Annotated in this window: 13 protein-coding genes and 1 pseudogene; 5 read left to right on the top strand and 9 right to left on the bottom strand. The window is 59.9% G+C overall.

The window, feature by feature from the left end; genetic code table 11:
- Positions 1-31: 31 nt before the first annotated feature.
- A complete protein-coding gene (pstS, locus tag AO388_RS23945; RefSeq protein WP_003371938.1) occupies positions 32-1,051 on the bottom strand; it encodes a phosphate ABC transporter substrate-binding protein PstS in 1,020 nt (339 codons plus the stop codon).
- Positions 1,052-1,569: 518 nt separating this feature from the next.
- Between pstS and AO388_RS23940 the strand changes: the two genes are divergently transcribed.
- Positions 1,570-1,857, top strand: coding sequence for a hypothetical protein (locus AO388_RS23940; RefSeq protein WP_003371935.1), 288 nt, complete (start codon positions 1,570-1,572; stop codon positions 1,855-1,857).
- Positions 1,858-1,967: 110 nt separating this feature from the next.
- Positions 1,968-2,270, top strand: coding sequence for a hypothetical protein (locus AO388_RS23935; RefSeq protein ID WP_054081064.1), 303 nt, complete (start codon positions 1,968-1,970; stop codon positions 2,268-2,270).
- Here AO388_RS23935 and AO388_RS23930 read toward each other — a convergent pair.
- A complete protein-coding gene (locus AO388_RS23930; RefSeq protein ID WP_058417300.1) occupies positions 2,246-3,949 on the bottom strand; it encodes a VRR-NUC domain-containing protein in 1,704 nt (567 codons plus the stop codon). The two genes, AO388_RS23935 and AO388_RS23930, sit on opposite strands and share 25 nt — an antisense overlap.
- Positions 3,950-4,117: 168 nt before the next feature.
- On the opposite strand from AO388_RS23930, the gene AO388_RS23925 reads away from it, so the two are divergent.
- Complete coding sequence (locus AO388_RS23925) at positions 4,118-4,636, top strand: nucleoside 2-deoxyribosyltransferase (protein WP_003371929.1); 519 nt, start codon at positions 4,118-4,120, stop codon at positions 4,634-4,636.
- 9 nt (positions 4,637-4,645) lie between these two features.
- On the opposite strand, the gene AO388_RS23920 is transcribed toward AO388_RS23925, so the two are convergent.
- Positions 4,646-5,548 (bottom strand): LysR family transcriptional regulator, encoded by a 903-nt coding sequence (locus AO388_RS23920; protein ID WP_058417299.1) that lies wholly within the window; start codon positions 5,546-5,548, stop codon positions 4,646-4,648.
- A gap of 106 nt (positions 5,549-5,654) precedes the next feature.
- Between AO388_RS23920 and AO388_RS23915 the strand changes: the two genes are divergently transcribed.
- Positions 5,655-6,743: an AbrB family transcriptional regulator gene (locus AO388_RS23915; protein WP_003371924.1), complete on the top strand. Its 1,089-nt coding sequence runs from the start codon at positions 5,655-5,657 to the stop codon at positions 6,741-6,743.
- Positions 6,744-6,776: 33 nt separating this feature from the next.
- Here the strand turns inward: AO388_RS23915 and AO388_RS23910 are convergent, their stop codons facing one another.
- The 5 genes and pseudogenes from AO388_RS23910 to AO388_RS23895 form a co-directional block, all read right to left on the bottom strand.
- The gene (locus AO388_RS23910) at positions 6,777-8,021 is read right to left on the bottom strand and encodes a D-mannose isomerase (protein WP_003371923.1); all 1,245 of its coding nucleotides are present in this window, start codon (positions 8,019-8,021) and stop codon (positions 6,777-6,779) included.
- Between the two features lie 125 nt (positions 8,022-8,146).
- On the bottom strand, positions 8,147-8,986 hold the full coding sequence (locus tag AO388_RS30455) for a methyl-accepting chemotaxis protein (protein ID WP_373458268.1): 840 nt from the start codon (positions 8,984-8,986) through the stop codon (positions 8,147-8,149).
- 15 nt (positions 8,987-9,001) lie between these two features.
- Positions 9,002-9,772: pseudogene (locus AO388_RS30450) on the bottom strand (HAMP domain-containing protein); the annotation flags it as partial.
- A gap of 173 nt (positions 9,773-9,945) precedes the next feature.
- A complete protein-coding gene (locus AO388_RS23900; protein WP_058417297.1) occupies positions 9,946-11,085 on the bottom strand; it encodes a glycerate kinase in 1,140 nt (379 codons plus the stop codon).
- 112 nt (positions 11,086-11,197) lie between these two features.
- Positions 11,198-12,289, bottom strand: coding sequence for a sugar diacid recognition domain-containing protein (locus tag AO388_RS23895; RefSeq protein WP_003435921.1), 1,092 nt, complete (start codon positions 12,287-12,289; stop codon positions 11,198-11,200).
- Between the two features lie 230 nt (positions 12,290-12,519).
- Between AO388_RS23895 and AO388_RS23890 the strand changes: the two genes are divergently transcribed.
- Positions 12,520-13,611 carry an alpha/beta hydrolase gene (locus tag AO388_RS23890; RefSeq protein WP_054081111.1) on the top strand — a complete coding sequence of 364 codons (1,092 nt, stop codon included), beginning with the start codon at positions 12,520-12,522 and terminating at the stop codon, positions 13,609-13,611.
- Between the two features lie 210 nt (positions 13,612-13,821).
- On the opposite strand, the gene AO388_RS23885 is transcribed toward AO388_RS23890, so the two are convergent.
- The gene (locus AO388_RS23885; RefSeq protein WP_003350184.1) at positions 13,822-14,535 is read right to left on the bottom strand and encodes a FadR/GntR family transcriptional regulator; all 714 of its coding nucleotides are present in this window, start codon (positions 14,533-14,535) and stop codon (positions 13,822-13,824) included.
- Between the last annotated feature and the right edge of the window lie 406 nt (positions 14,536-14,941).

Genomic DNA, 14,941 nt, shown 5'->3' with positions numbered 1-14,941 from the left:
CTGATGACAGGGGTGGTACGGGTTGAATCACTTACTTGGTGAATTCCGTTTTCCAGTAGCTTTCCACGCGGTCAACCAGCGATTTCGGCAATGCTACATATTCCAGTTTCTCGGCCTGCTTCTGGCCGTTTTCCAGGGACCACTTGAAGAAGTCGAAAGCAGCCGTGCTTTTCTCTTCGTTCTTGGCTTTCTTGTACATGATGATCCAGGTGGTCGCGGTGATCGGCCATGCAGCCTCACCCGGCGCGTTGGTCATAATCAGGTTGAAGTCTTTGGCGCTTGCCCAGTCGGCAGTGTCGGCGGCGGCAGCAAATGCCTTGGCGTCAGGCTTGATGAATTTGCCGGCAGCGTTTTTCAACTGGGTGTAGGACAGTTTGTTGGTGGTTGCGTAGGAGTACTCGACGTAGCCGATCGAACCCTTGATCTGCTTCACGTAGGCCGAAACACCTTCGTTACCCTTGCCGCCCACGCCTGCTGGCCACTGCACGGTCGAACCGAACTTCAGCTTCTCGTTCCACTCCGGGCTGACTTTGCTCAGGTAGTTGGTGAAGTTGTACGTGGTGCCCGAACCGTCCGAACGGTGAACGACGGTGATTGCGGTATCAGGCAGTTTGACGCCCGAGTTCAGCGCAGTGATTGCCGGGTCGTTCCACTTCTTGATGTCGCCCATGAAGATCTTGGCGATGGTTGGACCGTCCAGCTTCAGCTCGCCGCTTTCGACGCCTTCGACGTTGACGATCGGCACGATACCGCCGATCACGCTTGGGAACTGACCCAGGCCGCCGGCCTGCAGATCTTCTGCAGACATCGGGGCGTCGGATGCACCGAAGTCAACGGTCGCAGCCTTGATCTGGGCAATACCACCACCCGAACCGATGGACTGATAGTTGATACGGTTATCCTTGCTCTTGCTGTAGTCCTGGGACCACGCCGAAATAACCGGGTAGACGAAACTCGAACCAGCGCCTGTTACATCAGTCGCGTGAGCCACACCGCTAAGGCACAGCGATGCGATCAGAAGCGACAAGCGTTTTTTAGTCAGCAGAATCACGGTAATACCTCAGTCCAGGAGATTGTGTGGTGGTCCACTTAAGGAGGCCCGAGGCGGATTTAAAACCTCAAATGTTGCTGTTTAATGACAATCCAACGAATCGTGTCGTTAGGGGAACTTTTTTGTAAGTGATTTCCTACGTCGCCAGCTACGAAAACCCCTTCCAAACCCAATGTTTACGGGACATTTTCGACCCGCAAGCCCAAATAGCCTTCTGCCACCACTCATCAGGTAGCGGAATGCCCGCTTCGTTATAAAAATGTAAGAAAGTGTGATTTTAAGAAGCTTTGTAAATGACCGAGTGGTCAAGTTATAGCTAAATCAACTTAAAACTTCGCTGTCGACGGCGTTAAGGGGGGCGTGAATGACCGAAAAGGGCGCGCGATGACTCTCACGGCGGACAGCAACGGCGTAAGCCTTGATGCATCGAACATATCTACCGTTCGTCGGGTTCGACGGCACCTATGGCCACTGGCCAATGACCAACGTGAGTACTTTAAAACAACGGAGTAATCATCATGATCAAGACCAAACTGACTGCCCTGACTCTTGCTGGCCTGATGGCTGTAGCTTCGGGTGCCGCCTTTGCCGAGTCGACCACCACCCCTGAAACCCCGATCAACAAGAATGCGACCAAACTGCCGGGCACCAATACCCAGCCGATGGACCGCACCTCGTCCGAGACTCCAGGCGCGCAAGCTGAAAGCAAGGAAGCGGCAGCCGAGCGTTCGATGAAGCACGACAACAAGACGACACACGGTACGCACGACAAGAGCACCACCACTGAAAAGACCAAGACTCAGTAATCAGGCGTCTTACGCGGGTAGGACCATGCCCTGCCCGCGGGTCTACCCTTCTCGCGGCACAGTTTCAGTCAACGTACTGTTTCGATCAAAGTACTCACGGAGTTTGCACCATGATCAGGAATAGATTGGGGGCGATAAGCCTGGCGACATTTTTGGCCCTGTCGGCGACCAGTGCGCTTGCAGGTTCGACCGGACCGACCAACCCGGTCAGCGACGGTCCGAAAGTCCCGGGCACCGGAATGGAAAAGAACGTCGACGGCACCAGCCCCGGCGCACCAGGCACAAGCCCCGGCACCAAAGGCATGGACCCCTTGCCGGGAAAGAACGGCAGCGCGGACGACAAGCCTCATGATTCGAAACAGCCCCATGATGCGGATCATCAGGACACTCAGGACGGGCACAAGGCCCCTTGATGATCTGACAGGTCGCTACTGACGCAGGCACTGTCGTCAGTCGCCCATTGCACGTAACACACCTCCACCGGCATGCCATGCTCGGCACAGAAGTCCAGCCAGCGCAGTTGGTTGTCCTGGAGGCGGTCACCCGGCCCCTTGACCTCGATCATTCGATAACGACGCTGCTCCGGAAAAAACTGGATCAGGTCGGGCATCCCGGTCCGGTTGGCTTTTATGTCCTGCAACAGCCGACGAAACCAGCGAAGCAAGTGCTCTGCCGGCAGGCAATGAAGCGCCTGTTCCAGAAGCTCCGGCGTCAGTGCTCCCCAGAATACAAAGGGTGATTGCAGACCGTATTTGCTCTCAAAATGCTCACGAATGGTTGTCAGGTATTCATCAGACTCCAGTTGCGTCAGACAGGCATCGAACAACGATGCTCTGCGCTGATAAAAGTCAGGGCTGTACAGGTCACTCGGCGCACTGTGAAACGGATGAAAGAATGCACCCGGCAACGGGGCGAAAATGGCTCGCCAGCACAGCAGCCCGAACAGTGAATTGATCAGCGCATTCTCGACGTAATGCACCTCCCCGCCCTGCTCTTCTTCGAGGTGCAGGCGTATCAAACGCTCGACACTCATGCCCGACACTGGCGTGACCTGCACGTCCAGCCGCGCAATGGCCCGCACCGTGCGCTTGCGCGCGGCAGTCAGGCCAAGCTTGCGTTGCAGGCGTGGCAAGACGCGTGACAGGTGCTGGACCTCGGCATCACTTTCCGGAGCGAGACGGGCCTGCTCCGCCAGCGCCAGCGCCGCTGCGTACTCGGCGTTGCGCTCCAGCACGCGGATCTGCCTTGAACGCGCGCCGGGGTAACTCGACTGACGATACACCGCCATCGCCAGAGGCCAGTCCTGCATGCGCTCGGCCTGTTGCCCGATACGAAACAGCAGTTTGCCACGACGCATGAGCAACCACGGGTTGCCGCATTCGATGGCAATGACCCGCTCGGCCAGCGCATGCAGTTCCAGGCAGGCTTCCAGCGCTTCACGACAGGCATGCAATTGCAGGCACACATCGATATCCGCACGCTCGTTGATGCCACGCGACTCCAGCGAAAACTCGACTTTTTCGTAGCGGTAGATACCCAGGTCAGCCAGCACGAATTCAGACCATTCCTGGTACAGATTGCCGAAGTACAGCAAGCGCAGGCGATCACACAGCGGCATGATCTTCAGGCCGAACACGGCGTCGGGCAACGTCGGATGCCATTGTTCGAGGGACTGCGGCGACGGGTACATGGGCTGCAGGCGCTCGAACCAATCCTGCTTGCGCTCAGGGCCGTTGACCGCGTGGTCCTTGAAGCAGTGGCTCAACTCATCCCGACGCAGCAGCTGGAACAACTCGCTCAGGCCCAGTGGCGGAGCGATGTCGACCCACTCCCGCGCCAGCAGCGGCAATACGGCGTCGTGAGGGTCGCCAATCTCGACATAACCGAGTTTGCTGGCCCGAAACAACACACCCTTGCGCATCACCATGCGCACCAGCAACCCCTGGGCGGGGACCGGCAGCTCGGCAAACTCGCTGATGAAGCGGCGCTCGGTTGCGTCGAGCAGGTCATCGTAGCGCCGGGCAATCCAGTCAAGGACCTGACGGAAGTTTTCCAGGTAGTAAAACGGATTGTCGAGGGGCGAAGTATTCAAGGCCAGCGTTCACATGACAAATGAGCAGACTGAACAAGGATACTGGTTATCCGTACAGATTCCAGTGCAAACGCCTGCTGATCGTGTTCGACCGATCAATGGCATGTATCGCGGGCAGACGGTCGGCCTTAGAATCGGCGCGACAACATCTGCAGCCGAGAGACGAATATGCACGCGCCACTGGTTTATCTCGCAGGCTTCGACGTGTTCAGGACCGATGCCGTGGAACATGGACGCTATCTGAAGGCTCTGTGCGCCGCACACGGACTTGAGGGTCTGTACCCGTTTGACAATGAGGTCACGCACGGACGAACAGCGCATGAAACCGCACAGCAGATTTACTCGATGAATGTCGCGATGATCCACCGCTGCTCAGCGATGCTGGTCAACCTCAACGTGTTCCGTGGCCTGGAGCCGGATTCGGGCACGGCCTTCGAAGTCGGTATGGCGGTCGCACTGAACAAGCCAGTGTGGGCGTACTTTGAACCGGTGGCGTCGCTGCGCGAACTGGTTCCCCACGATGAAAACGGTCTCGACGCCAATGGGTTTACGGTTGAAGACTTCGACCTGCCGCGTAACCTGATGCTCGCCTGCAGCTGGGCGGGCACCAGCTCAACCGTGGAGCTGGGTGCAGAGGCGCTGGCAAAGTACCTGAGTGGCTTTCAGGCCCTGCCCACAAGCGGCTGACCGGTGCGGTCAGCCCCCCCCCAGAAAGTCCCCGCCGTTATCGCGCAGCATCTGCAACATGCCTTCTGCTGCGGGTGACAGGTAACCGCCCTTGCGCAACGTCACACCAATGGTGCGTTTGAGGGTGGTTTGCTCCAGCGGCACTTCACGCAGGTGCTGCATGGTCTTGCCGAACTCCAGCGACTCGCGGGCAATGAAGCTCAACAGGTTGCTGCGGGCAATCAGTCCCGGCAACAGCGAGATCGAGTTCGCTTCGATCTGCACCGTCGGCAGCGGCAGGCCATGAGCAGCGAAGGTTGCGTCCAGCCATTTGCGCGATGAAACACTCACAGGCGGCAGTACCCAGCGATACGCGCACAGGTCACTCATTTTCAACGACGGCTTGAAGATCGGATGATTCTTGCTGGCGACCACCACGGCTTCGTCCCTGAGTATGGCAAAGCTGGTGACGTCTTCACTGTCGGGCGCCAGCGCGCAAATGATCATGTCCAGTTGACCGGAGCGCAATGATTCGCGCAGCAGGTCATCCTGACCTATCACCAGTTTCAAGGTGACGTCCGGGGTGCGCTGCAACAAGGCGGACGTCAGTTTCGGCATCAAATATTCCGCCATCGTCGCGGCGCAGCCGACCCGAATGTTGCCCACCATGCCACTGGCGAAATCCCGCACCTCGCGCTGGGTCTGGGCAATGCTTTGCTGCAACTCCTTGCCGCGCGCCTGCAGCAACTCGCCCACGGGCGTCAGCTTGATCCTTCGGCCGTCACGTTGAAACAGTCGCGTTCCGAATGACTCCTCGAGGCGCTGAATGCTCTTGGTCAGCGCTGGCTGGCTGCGATTTAGCTTCTCCGCAGCACGTCCGAGATGCCCCAGCTCGGCAATGGTTTCGAAATAGGTGAGATCGCGCAGGTCCATATCTATCAACCAAAGTTATCAATTCATGATTATTAGAAAATAGACTTGATGGGTTGGGAAGTCGATACTGTGTGCATGTGATTCACCCCAATCAAGGAGAACGTCCTTGTCAAACGCTTCACGCTTTTCGCTTTCCTCCCTTTCCCCGCTGACTCAATGGGCGGGTCTGATCCTGATGGCCGGCATTGCCGGGCAACTGCTCAAACTGTTCGATATGCCTGCTGCGATGTTCCTCGGGCCGATGCTGGTCGCCATAGGCTTTGGCGTATCAGGTGCCAGCATCCGCATGCCCAAGCGGGCCTTTCAACTCGGTCAGGGCACGGTCGGCGTGCTGATCGCGCATGCCATGTCGGTCAGTGTGCTGCTCACCGCCCTTCATTCATGGCATGTCATGCTCCTGGCGACCATCCTCACGGTGGTGCTGAGCGCGGCAGTTGGACTGGTGCTGGTGCGCTTTGCCGGCATTCCGAGCAACACGGCAGCCTGGGGCACGTCACCGGGCGCGGCCTCGGCGATGGTCGCGATGTCCGAAGATTACGGTGCCGACTCACGCATTGTCGCCACCATGCAATATGTGCGCGTGGTCTGCGTGGTCACCATCGGCGCGCTGGTCAGCCATTTCATCGGCACCCCGGATTCCGCTGCGGCCCTGCACAGCAGTGCGGCGGTCTTGCCCAGCCTTGACCTTGTCGATCTGGCGCTGAGCCTGGCGGTGATTGCCGCAGGCGTGGCACTCGGCTCGCGTCTCCCGGCAGGTGCCCTGCTGGTGCCGCTGATGCTCGGCGGCGCGCTGCAACTGAGTGGTGTGATGCAGATCAGCGTTCCAGCCTGGTTGCTGCCCATCGCTTACGGTGCCATCGGCTGCTACGTCGGCCTGCGTTTCGACCGGCCAACGGTGCAATACGTCTGGAGACGACTGCCGATGATGATTCTGGCCTCACTGCTGTTGATCGTGCTCTGTGCTGTGTCGGCCTGGCTGATTGCGGTGATGATGGGCAAGGATTATCTCTCGGTATACCTGGCGACCAGCCCGGGCGGCCTGGACACCATGGCCATTATTGCCATCGATACGCATGCCGACGTCGGCTTCGTGCTGGCGATGCAGACCTTGCGCCTGTTCGGCGTGATCCTGACCGGAAGCTTCCTGGCCAGGCAGATCATCCGCCTGACCGACAAACGCATCCCTGCGCTTTGACTTCCGATCTCAAGCTCAACAGACGCTAGCCGTTCATTCCAGCCCCGCCAGGGCGCTGGCCAGGCTAGGTGCCAGCGGCAACACCGGCAATAACGTGGCCTGATAGGCGTGATAAAGGTCCGGCTTGCCGGGCCATATGTCTGCGCTGGGCTCGTTGCGCTCGTTCAGCTCATGGCGCCAACTGCCATGTTCGTGATCGATGAACAGTGTCTCGTTGAACTCCCAGAAACAGCGATACCAGTCTTCATACTGTTGCTCGCCGGTACGTTGCAGCAATGCGGCAGCAGCAGCGGCCGCTTCGCAGTGAGTCCAGTGCAGACGATGACGGACTACCGGCTGGTTCTGCCAGTCGAGGGTGTAAACGATGCCCGGGGCACCGTCGACATCCCAACCGTACCGGCAGGCATTGGCAAACAGTTGGCGGGCGTCGTCCAGCAACCATTCGGGGTTGGCGCGTCCGGCCTGACGGCGTGCAGCCTCCAGATGCAACACCAGCCGAGCCCACTCGAAAGCATGCCCCGGCGTGGTGCCGAAGGGCCGGAAACCGTCCGCCGGATTTTCCCGGTTGTAATCGGCCAGCGGCTGCCAGTCCTGGGTGAAATGCTCGACGACCTGAAAATTGTTGGCACCGGCATGCTCGTGGATAACCCGCTCGACGATGCTCAGCGCCCGGTCGAGCCACTGCGCGTCGCCGGTCACATCAGCGAGCGCGAGGAAAGCTTCGGTGCTGTGCATGTTGCTGTTGGCACCGCGGTAGGTCTCTTCATTGCTCCAGTCCCGCGCGAACGACTCACGCATGGCGCCTTCCTGCTCGCTCCAGAAATGCGTCTGGATGATCTGGATGACGTCGGACAGCAATGCCTGCGCCCCAGGCCGCCCCGCCACCACGGCGGAACTGGCCGCCAGGGCAACGAACGCATGCAGATAAGCCTGTTTGTCGGTCTTGCCGCCGTCTTCGAGCGCGGCGCTGAACCAGCCGCCATGTTCGGCATCGTGCAACGGGCCTTGCAACGCGGCGATACCGTGATCGACCAGCGCAGCACAACCGGGAATGCCCTGCGCATGGGCCATGGCAAAACAGTGGGTCATGCGCGCAGTGTTCATGGTTCCTGCGGTGGCACCGACCATCAGCCGACCGTAGTCATCAAGACTGCCAAAGCCGTTGTCCAGTCTGGAGGCCTTGGCGAAGGTCAACAGACGATTGCCTTCCAGGGCCAGCCACTGGTGATGGGCTGGCGAGCGCAGCCAACTGCTGAAGGTTTGATTATTGTTATTCATGAAGCGATGCCGCCCCCTTCGATAAGGTTGTGCCCAGACTGTACCGGAGGTCATTTCGACCGAGGGCATAATGCGCGTCCGGTCGATCGTCGGCAAGCGGACACAACCTGTATCAATGTAGGGTTTTACACCTTGAAGCGTGAGACCACCTGATTCAGGTCAGCGGCCAGACGCGACAATTCATGGCTCGACGCACTGATCTGGTTGGCGCCCTGAGTCGACTGCATGGACAGATCGCGAATGTTGACGATGTTTCGATCAACTTCACGCGACACTTGCGCCTGCTCTTCAGCCGCGCTGGCAATCACCAGATTGCGCTCGGAGATCTGGTTGATCGACGAGGTGATTTCGCTCAAGGACTCACCCGCGCCCTTGGCCAGTGCCAACGTCGAGTCGGCCCGGTCACGGCTGGTGTTCATCGAGTCGAGTGCCTGCGCCGAACCGCTGCGCATGGCGCTGACCATCGAATCGATTTCCAGGGTCGACTGCTGGGTGCGATGCGCCAATGCCCGGACTTCGTCCGCCACCACCGCGAAACCGCGGCCCGACTCGCCTGCCCGTGCCGCCTCGATGGCGGCGTTGAGTGCCAACAGGTTGGTCTGCTCGGCAATCGAGCGGATCACGTCCAGCACTTTGCCAATATCCTGCGACTGATTGGCAAGGTTTTGCACCAGCGTCGAGGTGGCCTGCACGTTGTCGGTCAGCGTCTGGATCGACTGCACCGTCTCGATTACCCGCGTCTGGCCCGCCAGCGCCGAGGTGCTGGACTGATTTGAGGCGTCCGATGTGGACACGGCATTACGCGCAACTTCTTCTACTGCCGAGGTCATTTCGTTGATCGCCGTGGCGGCCTGATCGATCTCCGCATTCTGTTGGTTCAGCCCGCGGTAGCTGTCTTCGGTGACCGAGTTGAGCTCGGTGGCGGCCGATGCCAGTTGCGTGGCCGAACTGCCGATGTGGCGCATCGCTTCACGCAGATTGATCTGCATCGTCGCCAGGGCACGCAACAGCCGGGTGACTTCGTCTTCGCCATCGACCTCGATGGTGTGGGTCAGGTCGCCGTTGGCAACCTGCTCGGCGGCGGTGACCGCGCGCTGCAGAGGACCGACGATGCTGCGGGTCAGCCAGAGTGCCAGGCCGATGGTGCACAGCGCGGCAATCACCACGAAGATAATGACGATGTCGCGCGACTTACCGTACTGGGCTTCGGCGGACTTGCCTTCCGCATCGACCTTGGTGACATAAAAGTCGGCCAGATCACCGAGTTGCTTGCCGGAACCGTCGACGATCTGCTTCATGTCGACCAGCAGCAGCTTGTTCAGTCCGACGCTATCGCCCTGGCCAGCCAGTACAAATGAGCGGTCCAGCGCACTGCGGTATTGGCCCATGGTCACCATGAACTGGTCGGTCAGCGACTTCTCTTCCGGGGTGTCGACAAAGGTCTTGAGAATGGCCAGCTTCTTGTCCAGATCGCCCAGACGTACGTCCAGCTGACCACGATAGGTCGGAATGCTCGCAGGATCGGTGTCCAGCGCCATGCGCAGGGAAATGGTCCGAATGCGCAGCATGATCTCGCGGATATCGTTGACCACTCGCATGCTGGGCAGCCAGTTGGTCTCCACCGCCACCTCACTCTGGCGAATGGTCGACATCTGTGCCAGCGCAAACCACCCCAGCAATGCCACCAACAGGGAAATGAGAGTAAAACCCAGACCGGCACGACGAGCGATAGTGAGTTTGCGTAGATTCATGACCAGAGCTCTTTATATTTTTTTGGAGGACGGTGTCCGACTCGAAGTTGTCAGACAACCGATAGCATATCGCCCTGACCAGGCAATTCTTTAGCACGGCCAGTGAATATTCGCAGGCTTAATGAAAATAACAGCCGATTGCCAGGCTGCTGCCGTTGATCACAGCGCGATCATCAACGGCCCGAAGCCATCTGCCAGAGACGCGCCACGTCACGCGCACGCTCGTGCAACAGGCGGCGGGTATCACGGCAGGCCTGCTCAAGGCTCATCGGTCCGCTGACCAGAGCAAAGGCGGCGCCGATGCCTTGCGCATACAGCTGTTGGTATCCTTCGCCCAGGGTTCCCGCCAGCACAATCACCGGCACTTGCCGACGCCGGGCGACTCGCGCAACGCCAAGCGGCGTCTTGCCGCGCAGGGTTTGCGCGTCGAAACGGCCTTCGCCGGTGATGACCAGATCGGCACCGATCAACGCGTGTTCCAGCCCGGTCAGGTCGGCCACCACTTCCACGCCGGCACGAAACGAGGCCTTCAGGTAGGCCTTGGCGGCAAAGCCCATGCCTCCGGCCGCACCGCTGCCAGGACTGTCGCGCAAGTCCTGGCCGAGAACCTGAGCCGTATGGTCGGCAAAACAGCCGAGCGCAGCGTCCAGCGCCATGACCTGCTCAGGCGATGCGCCTTTTTGCGGGCCGAAGATAGAAGAGGCGCCATTCGGCCCGCAGAGTGGATTATCGACGTCGGCGGCGATCTCGACGCACACGTCAGACAAGCGTGGATCGAAGCCGCTCAGATCGATACGCGCCAGGTCGGCAAGCGCAAGTCCACCCGGCGCCAGAGTCTGATCGTCGGCATCCAGAAAGCGCGCGCCCAAGGCTGAAAGCATGCCACTGCCGCCGTCATTGGTTGCGCTGCCGCCGATGGCCAGGATCACCCGACGGGCTCCTGCATCCAGCGCCGCCGAGATCAGCTGACCGGTGCCTTCCGTGCTGGTCACACAGGCGTCGCGTTGTGCCAGGGTCAGCAGTTGCAAGCCACTGGCCATGGCCATTTCGATGATTGCGGTCCTGCTCTCCGCCAGCCAGCCCCACTGAGCATTGACCGGGGCGCCAAGCGGACCGCTGACGCTGGCACTCATCACTTCACCATTGCAGGCAGCCAGCAGCGCCTCGATGGTGCCCTCCCCGCCATCTGCCATCGGGCATTTGATCAGTTCGGCGTGCGGCCAGACCTCGGCCAGACCACTGGCGATCGCGTCGGCAACTGCCTGGGCGCTGAGGCTGTCCTTGAACGAGTCGGGGGCGATGACGATTTTCATTGTTGTTCTCCAGATCCGGTATCTCGCATGCTCTCACTCAAAACCGTGTTCTCCGCCTGCCGTTCGCACAATGATCTGCGGTCGTCATCGGGCGTTTGAACAAAACCCGGTTTCAGGTGTGACGGGTGATCATCTGCGCCCCCAGGTACAGGCGCAGCAGGTCATCGGTTTTGTAAGGATCGCAACCCGTCAGCTCGCCAATCTTCTCCAGCCGGTAGCGCAGGCTGTTGCGATGGATACCCAGCGCTTCAGCGCACGCCTGGCTTTCGCCGCTGTACTCGAACCATTTGCATAAGGTGTCGAGCAGTTGTGCATGCGTGTGCAGACGCTCCATCGGCTCGGCGACGTTCTCGGCCAGCCAGTCATGACGATAACGCCAGAACAGCACCGGCAGCCGATAGGCTTCAAGACGCAGCAGGCGTTGTGCCGGCCTTGCCTGGCTGGCGTAGTCGAGCAGATCCCGCGCTGCCGCGCAGGCCTGGCGCAGGGTGGGCAGATCCGTCGATTGCGCCACAGTGGCCATACGCAGCACTGGCCAGTGGTGTTCATCGAACTGCTTGAGCAGCAGCGCATCGTCACGCTCCTTGCCCGTGGCGCGGCACCAGTACAGCAAGGTGGGCTCACGCAGCACGCACCAGCTGTCGGCGTAGCGCGTGCCGAGCCATTTGGCAACCTGGCTGGCAGCCAGCCCCTGCTCGGCAAGCTGCAGCAGTACCACCTGACGCGCCATGTGCGGCTGCAAACCCAGCTGTCGCGCTTCATCCACCAGGCTGTCGGGACAATCCGGCAACAGCAGGCGAGCCAGCAGATCTTCGCTGCGCTGCGCCCGCCATTGAAGGTCAGCCTGCTGGCGGCGCTGTTCCATGAGCATCTCGGCAGTCATCTTGACCAGTTCGCCATACACCCGCACTTCGTCCGGCTCGCCGGTGATGCCGAGCACGCCTACCAGTTGATGATCGAGCATCAGCGGCAGGTTGACACCCGGCTTGACACCCCCGAGCTGTGACGCTGCCAGAGAATCGATTTCCACCACCTGCCGGTTGGCCAGCACTCGCTGCGCACCTTCATGACGGGTACACAATCGCTCGGCATCACCGCTGCCGATGATGATGCCCAGGTAGTCCATGACATTGACGTTGTACGGCAGGATGGCCATGGCCCGGTCGACGATGTCCTGGGCCAGCGCTCGATCAAGGGCGAACATGAACGACTCCAGGCGCGTGGCGAGGCTTGCAATGCTTGGGCATATGGATACATTTTGTTGAAGTTATAGAACGCCCGAGTGTGCCTGAAAGTAGTCACGGGCGCGACGTACATGGCAGAGTGCCCGCGTCGACCTTTTGAACCCTCATATATGTGCGCACAGGCCCCCTTTTGATCAAATTCCGACTCGCCAGCCTGCTGTCGCTGTTGACCCTGCAAGCCTGCACGTCAATGGCGGAAAGCGATGAGCCGAAACAACGCTTTGAAGACTACCGTCAGCAGACCCTCGAGCTGATTCGCAACCAGCGCAACTTTCAGACCGCCGACCACCAGGCCGAGCTGGACTGGAACGCGCCACGCCAGTGGACCCCGAGCGGGACACCCAAGGGCGGCGTGCTGCTGGTGCATGGCCTGGGGGATTCGGCGTGGTCGTTTCATGACGTTGCACAGATGCTTGCCGCTCAGGGTTATCTGGTCCGAACCGTTTTATTGCCGGGGCACGGCACCAAGCCCGAAGACATGCTCGACGTGCGCCTCGAACAGTGGCAGCGCGTGGTGCGCGAACAGGCGCAACTGCTCGCTCGTGAAGTGCCGAAGGTCTATCTGGGAGGCTTTTCGACCGGTGCCAATCTGGTCCTTGATTACGCCTATGGGCATGACGAAATCGCCGGGCTGCTCTTGTTCTCGCCGGCATTTCGCTCCAACAGCGGCTATGCCTGGCTGACCCCGTGGATCGGCTGGGCACGCCCCTGGCTAGCCGCGCCGAACCAAGGCCTGCGCCCAATGCAGACGCCGGTTCGCTACATGAACATGCCCACCAATGGTTTTGCCCAGTTCTATCGCAGCAGCGCGCTGGCCCAGGACCGCCTGCATCAGCGTCGCTATGACAAGCCGGTATTCATCGCCATCGCCGAGCACGACTCAGTACTCGACACTGATTACGTGCTGGATAATTTCAGCCAGCGCTTCAGCAATCCCGCCAGTCGCCTGATCTGGTACGGCGACCTGCCCGCCCGCGCGGCCAATACGCCGCGCGTCGAGGTGCGAAAGGACTACCTGCCGGAATACCGCATCAGCCGCTTTTCACACATGGGCCTGCTTTTTTCAGCGGACAATCCGCTTTACGGCGTATCCGGCAGCCAGCGTATCTGCTGGAACGGCCAGAGCACGCCGGACACCGCCAAGTGCATGGCAGGCGAGCCGGTATGGTATTCGGACTGGGGTTACACCGAACCGGGCAAGATCCATGCGCGCCTGACATTCAACCCGTATTTCGAGTGGCAGACCCAAGTGATGCTCGGCGTGCTGAACGCAACACCGTAGTACGCAACTGCCTCCCTTGTATCGTCGATACCGGGGGCGCCAGGCTTGTATAGGAGCGAACCGGGCGACGCTTCGCTTGTTCGCGAAGGCGGTGTTTTGAACGCCGAATCTTCTGCGACTGTACGGGCCCTTTAGCGAACACGTTCGCTCCTGCATTTTTGCCGTACGCTCGAGCATGGAGAGCTCTTGTGGGAGCAAACACGTTCGCGCCTACTCCAGCGGGACCAGCCGCTCACGGCTGTTGCTCAGGTGTGTCCACATCGCCGCACGTGCTGCATCCGGGTCCTTGCGGCGAATGGCGCTGAGCAGTGCTTCGTGTTCGAGGTTGGCCAGATAGCCCTGATGCGCGAGGTTGTTGCCTGCGCGCTCGCTCGATGCGATGCGGCTGCGCGGAATGATCGCGCTGCCCAGGTGTTGCATGATCTCCAGAAAATACGGATTGCCAGTGGCTTCGGCGATCAGCATGTGAAAGCGTTTGTCAGCCTCGACGCAGCTGTCGTCGTTGGCCAGCAGGTCCTGATAGTCGTCCAGCGCCTGACGCATGGCCGCCAGTTGCTCATCGGTGCGGCGTACAGCCGCCAGCGCCACGGCCTGGGTTTCCAGGCCGATACGCAGTTCGATGATATCGCGCACTCTGGATACCGTTTCGACTTTGAGGCGCAGTCCCGTCTGGTCACTGCGCTCGAGCACGAACGTGCCGATGCCGTGATGGGTCACCACCAACCCGGACGCCTGCAATTTGGAAATCGCTTCACGCACCACCGTGCGGCTGACGCCGTGCTCACGGACGATCTGGTTCTCGGACGGCAGCTTCTGACCCGGTGCGATCTTGCCGAGCAGGATGCGCTGGCTCAGTTCGGTGACCAGATCAGTGGCCAGGCTGTGCTGACGGCGTTTGGGCGCAGTACCGGCGGGCTCTTGCATGGTGAGTGAATCCTGACTTGTCTGGTTAAGCTGCCGTATCACGGCCGTGGCAGCGCAAATGCCGGGCTGAGGGCGTTTGAAAGCCGGATTTAATCGCCCTGCACAGTTGTCTTACTTGTATTACAAGTCATTCCCGACTGTCAAAGTTCCTGTGTCCATCCAAACCGCCTACCATCAGCCACTAAGTTCAAGGTCCCGAACAGGCATCAACGGATACGCACGATCTAAAACCCCAGTATTTACTGGTCATAAACTTTAAATTAACACCATCATACAGCCCCCGCACACCTGCACATCGGCAGCCGATCAGAGTTTAATAATCTTGCAGATCGTCACCGCAAGGGGATTGCACAACCACCATTTACTTGTATGATGACCGACAATGCGAAGGACACACTTCGCACAT

Origin of the sequence: Pseudomonas sp. ICMP 10191 (assembly GCF_001467335.1) — a bacterium.
Taxonomy (GTDB): Bacteria; Pseudomonadota; Gammaproteobacteria; order Pseudomonadales; family Pseudomonadaceae; genus Aquipseudomonas; species Aquipseudomonas cerasi.
The sequence above is the reverse complement of the archived record's forward strand: the minus strand, read 5'-3'. Positions and strand labels throughout refer to the sequence as shown.

Coding starts and splice junctions, on each gene's coding strand:
- AO388_RS23890 (WP_054081111.1), top strand. CDS start 12,520: ATGGCGGAAAGCGATGAGCCGAAACAACGCTTTGAAGACTACCGTCAG.
- AO388_RS23900 (WP_058417297.1), bottom strand. CDS start 11,085: ATGAAAATCGTCATCGCCCCCGACTCGTTCAAGGACAGCCTCAGCGCC.
- AO388_RS23925 (WP_003371929.1), top strand. CDS start 4,118: ATGCACGCGCCACTGGTTTATCTCGCAGGCTTCGACGTGTTCAGGACC.
- AO388_RS23885 (WP_003350184.1), bottom strand. CDS start 14,535: ATGCAAGAGCCCGCCGGTACTGCGCCCAAACGCCGTCAGCACAGCCTG.
- AO388_RS23895 (WP_003435921.1), bottom strand. CDS start 12,289: ATGTTCGCCCTTGATCGAGCGCTGGCCCAGGACATCGTCGACCGGGCC.
- AO388_RS23920 (WP_058417299.1), bottom strand. CDS start 5,548: ATGGACCTGCGCGATCTCACCTATTTCGAAACCATTGCCGAGCTGGGG.
- AO388_RS30455 (WP_373458268.1), bottom strand. CDS start 8,986: ATGCGCCACATCGGCAGTTCGGCCACGCAACTGGCATCGGCCGCCACC.
- AO388_RS23935 (WP_054081064.1), top strand. CDS start 1,968: ATGATCAGGAATAGATTGGGGGCGATAAGCCTGGCGACATTTTTGGCC.
- AO388_RS23910 (WP_003371923.1), bottom strand. CDS start 8,021: ATGAATAACAATAATCAAACCTTCAGCAGTTGGCTGCGCTCGCCAGCC.
- AO388_RS23940 (WP_003371935.1), top strand. CDS start 1,570: ATGATCAAGACCAAACTGACTGCCCTGACTCTTGCTGGCCTGATGGCT.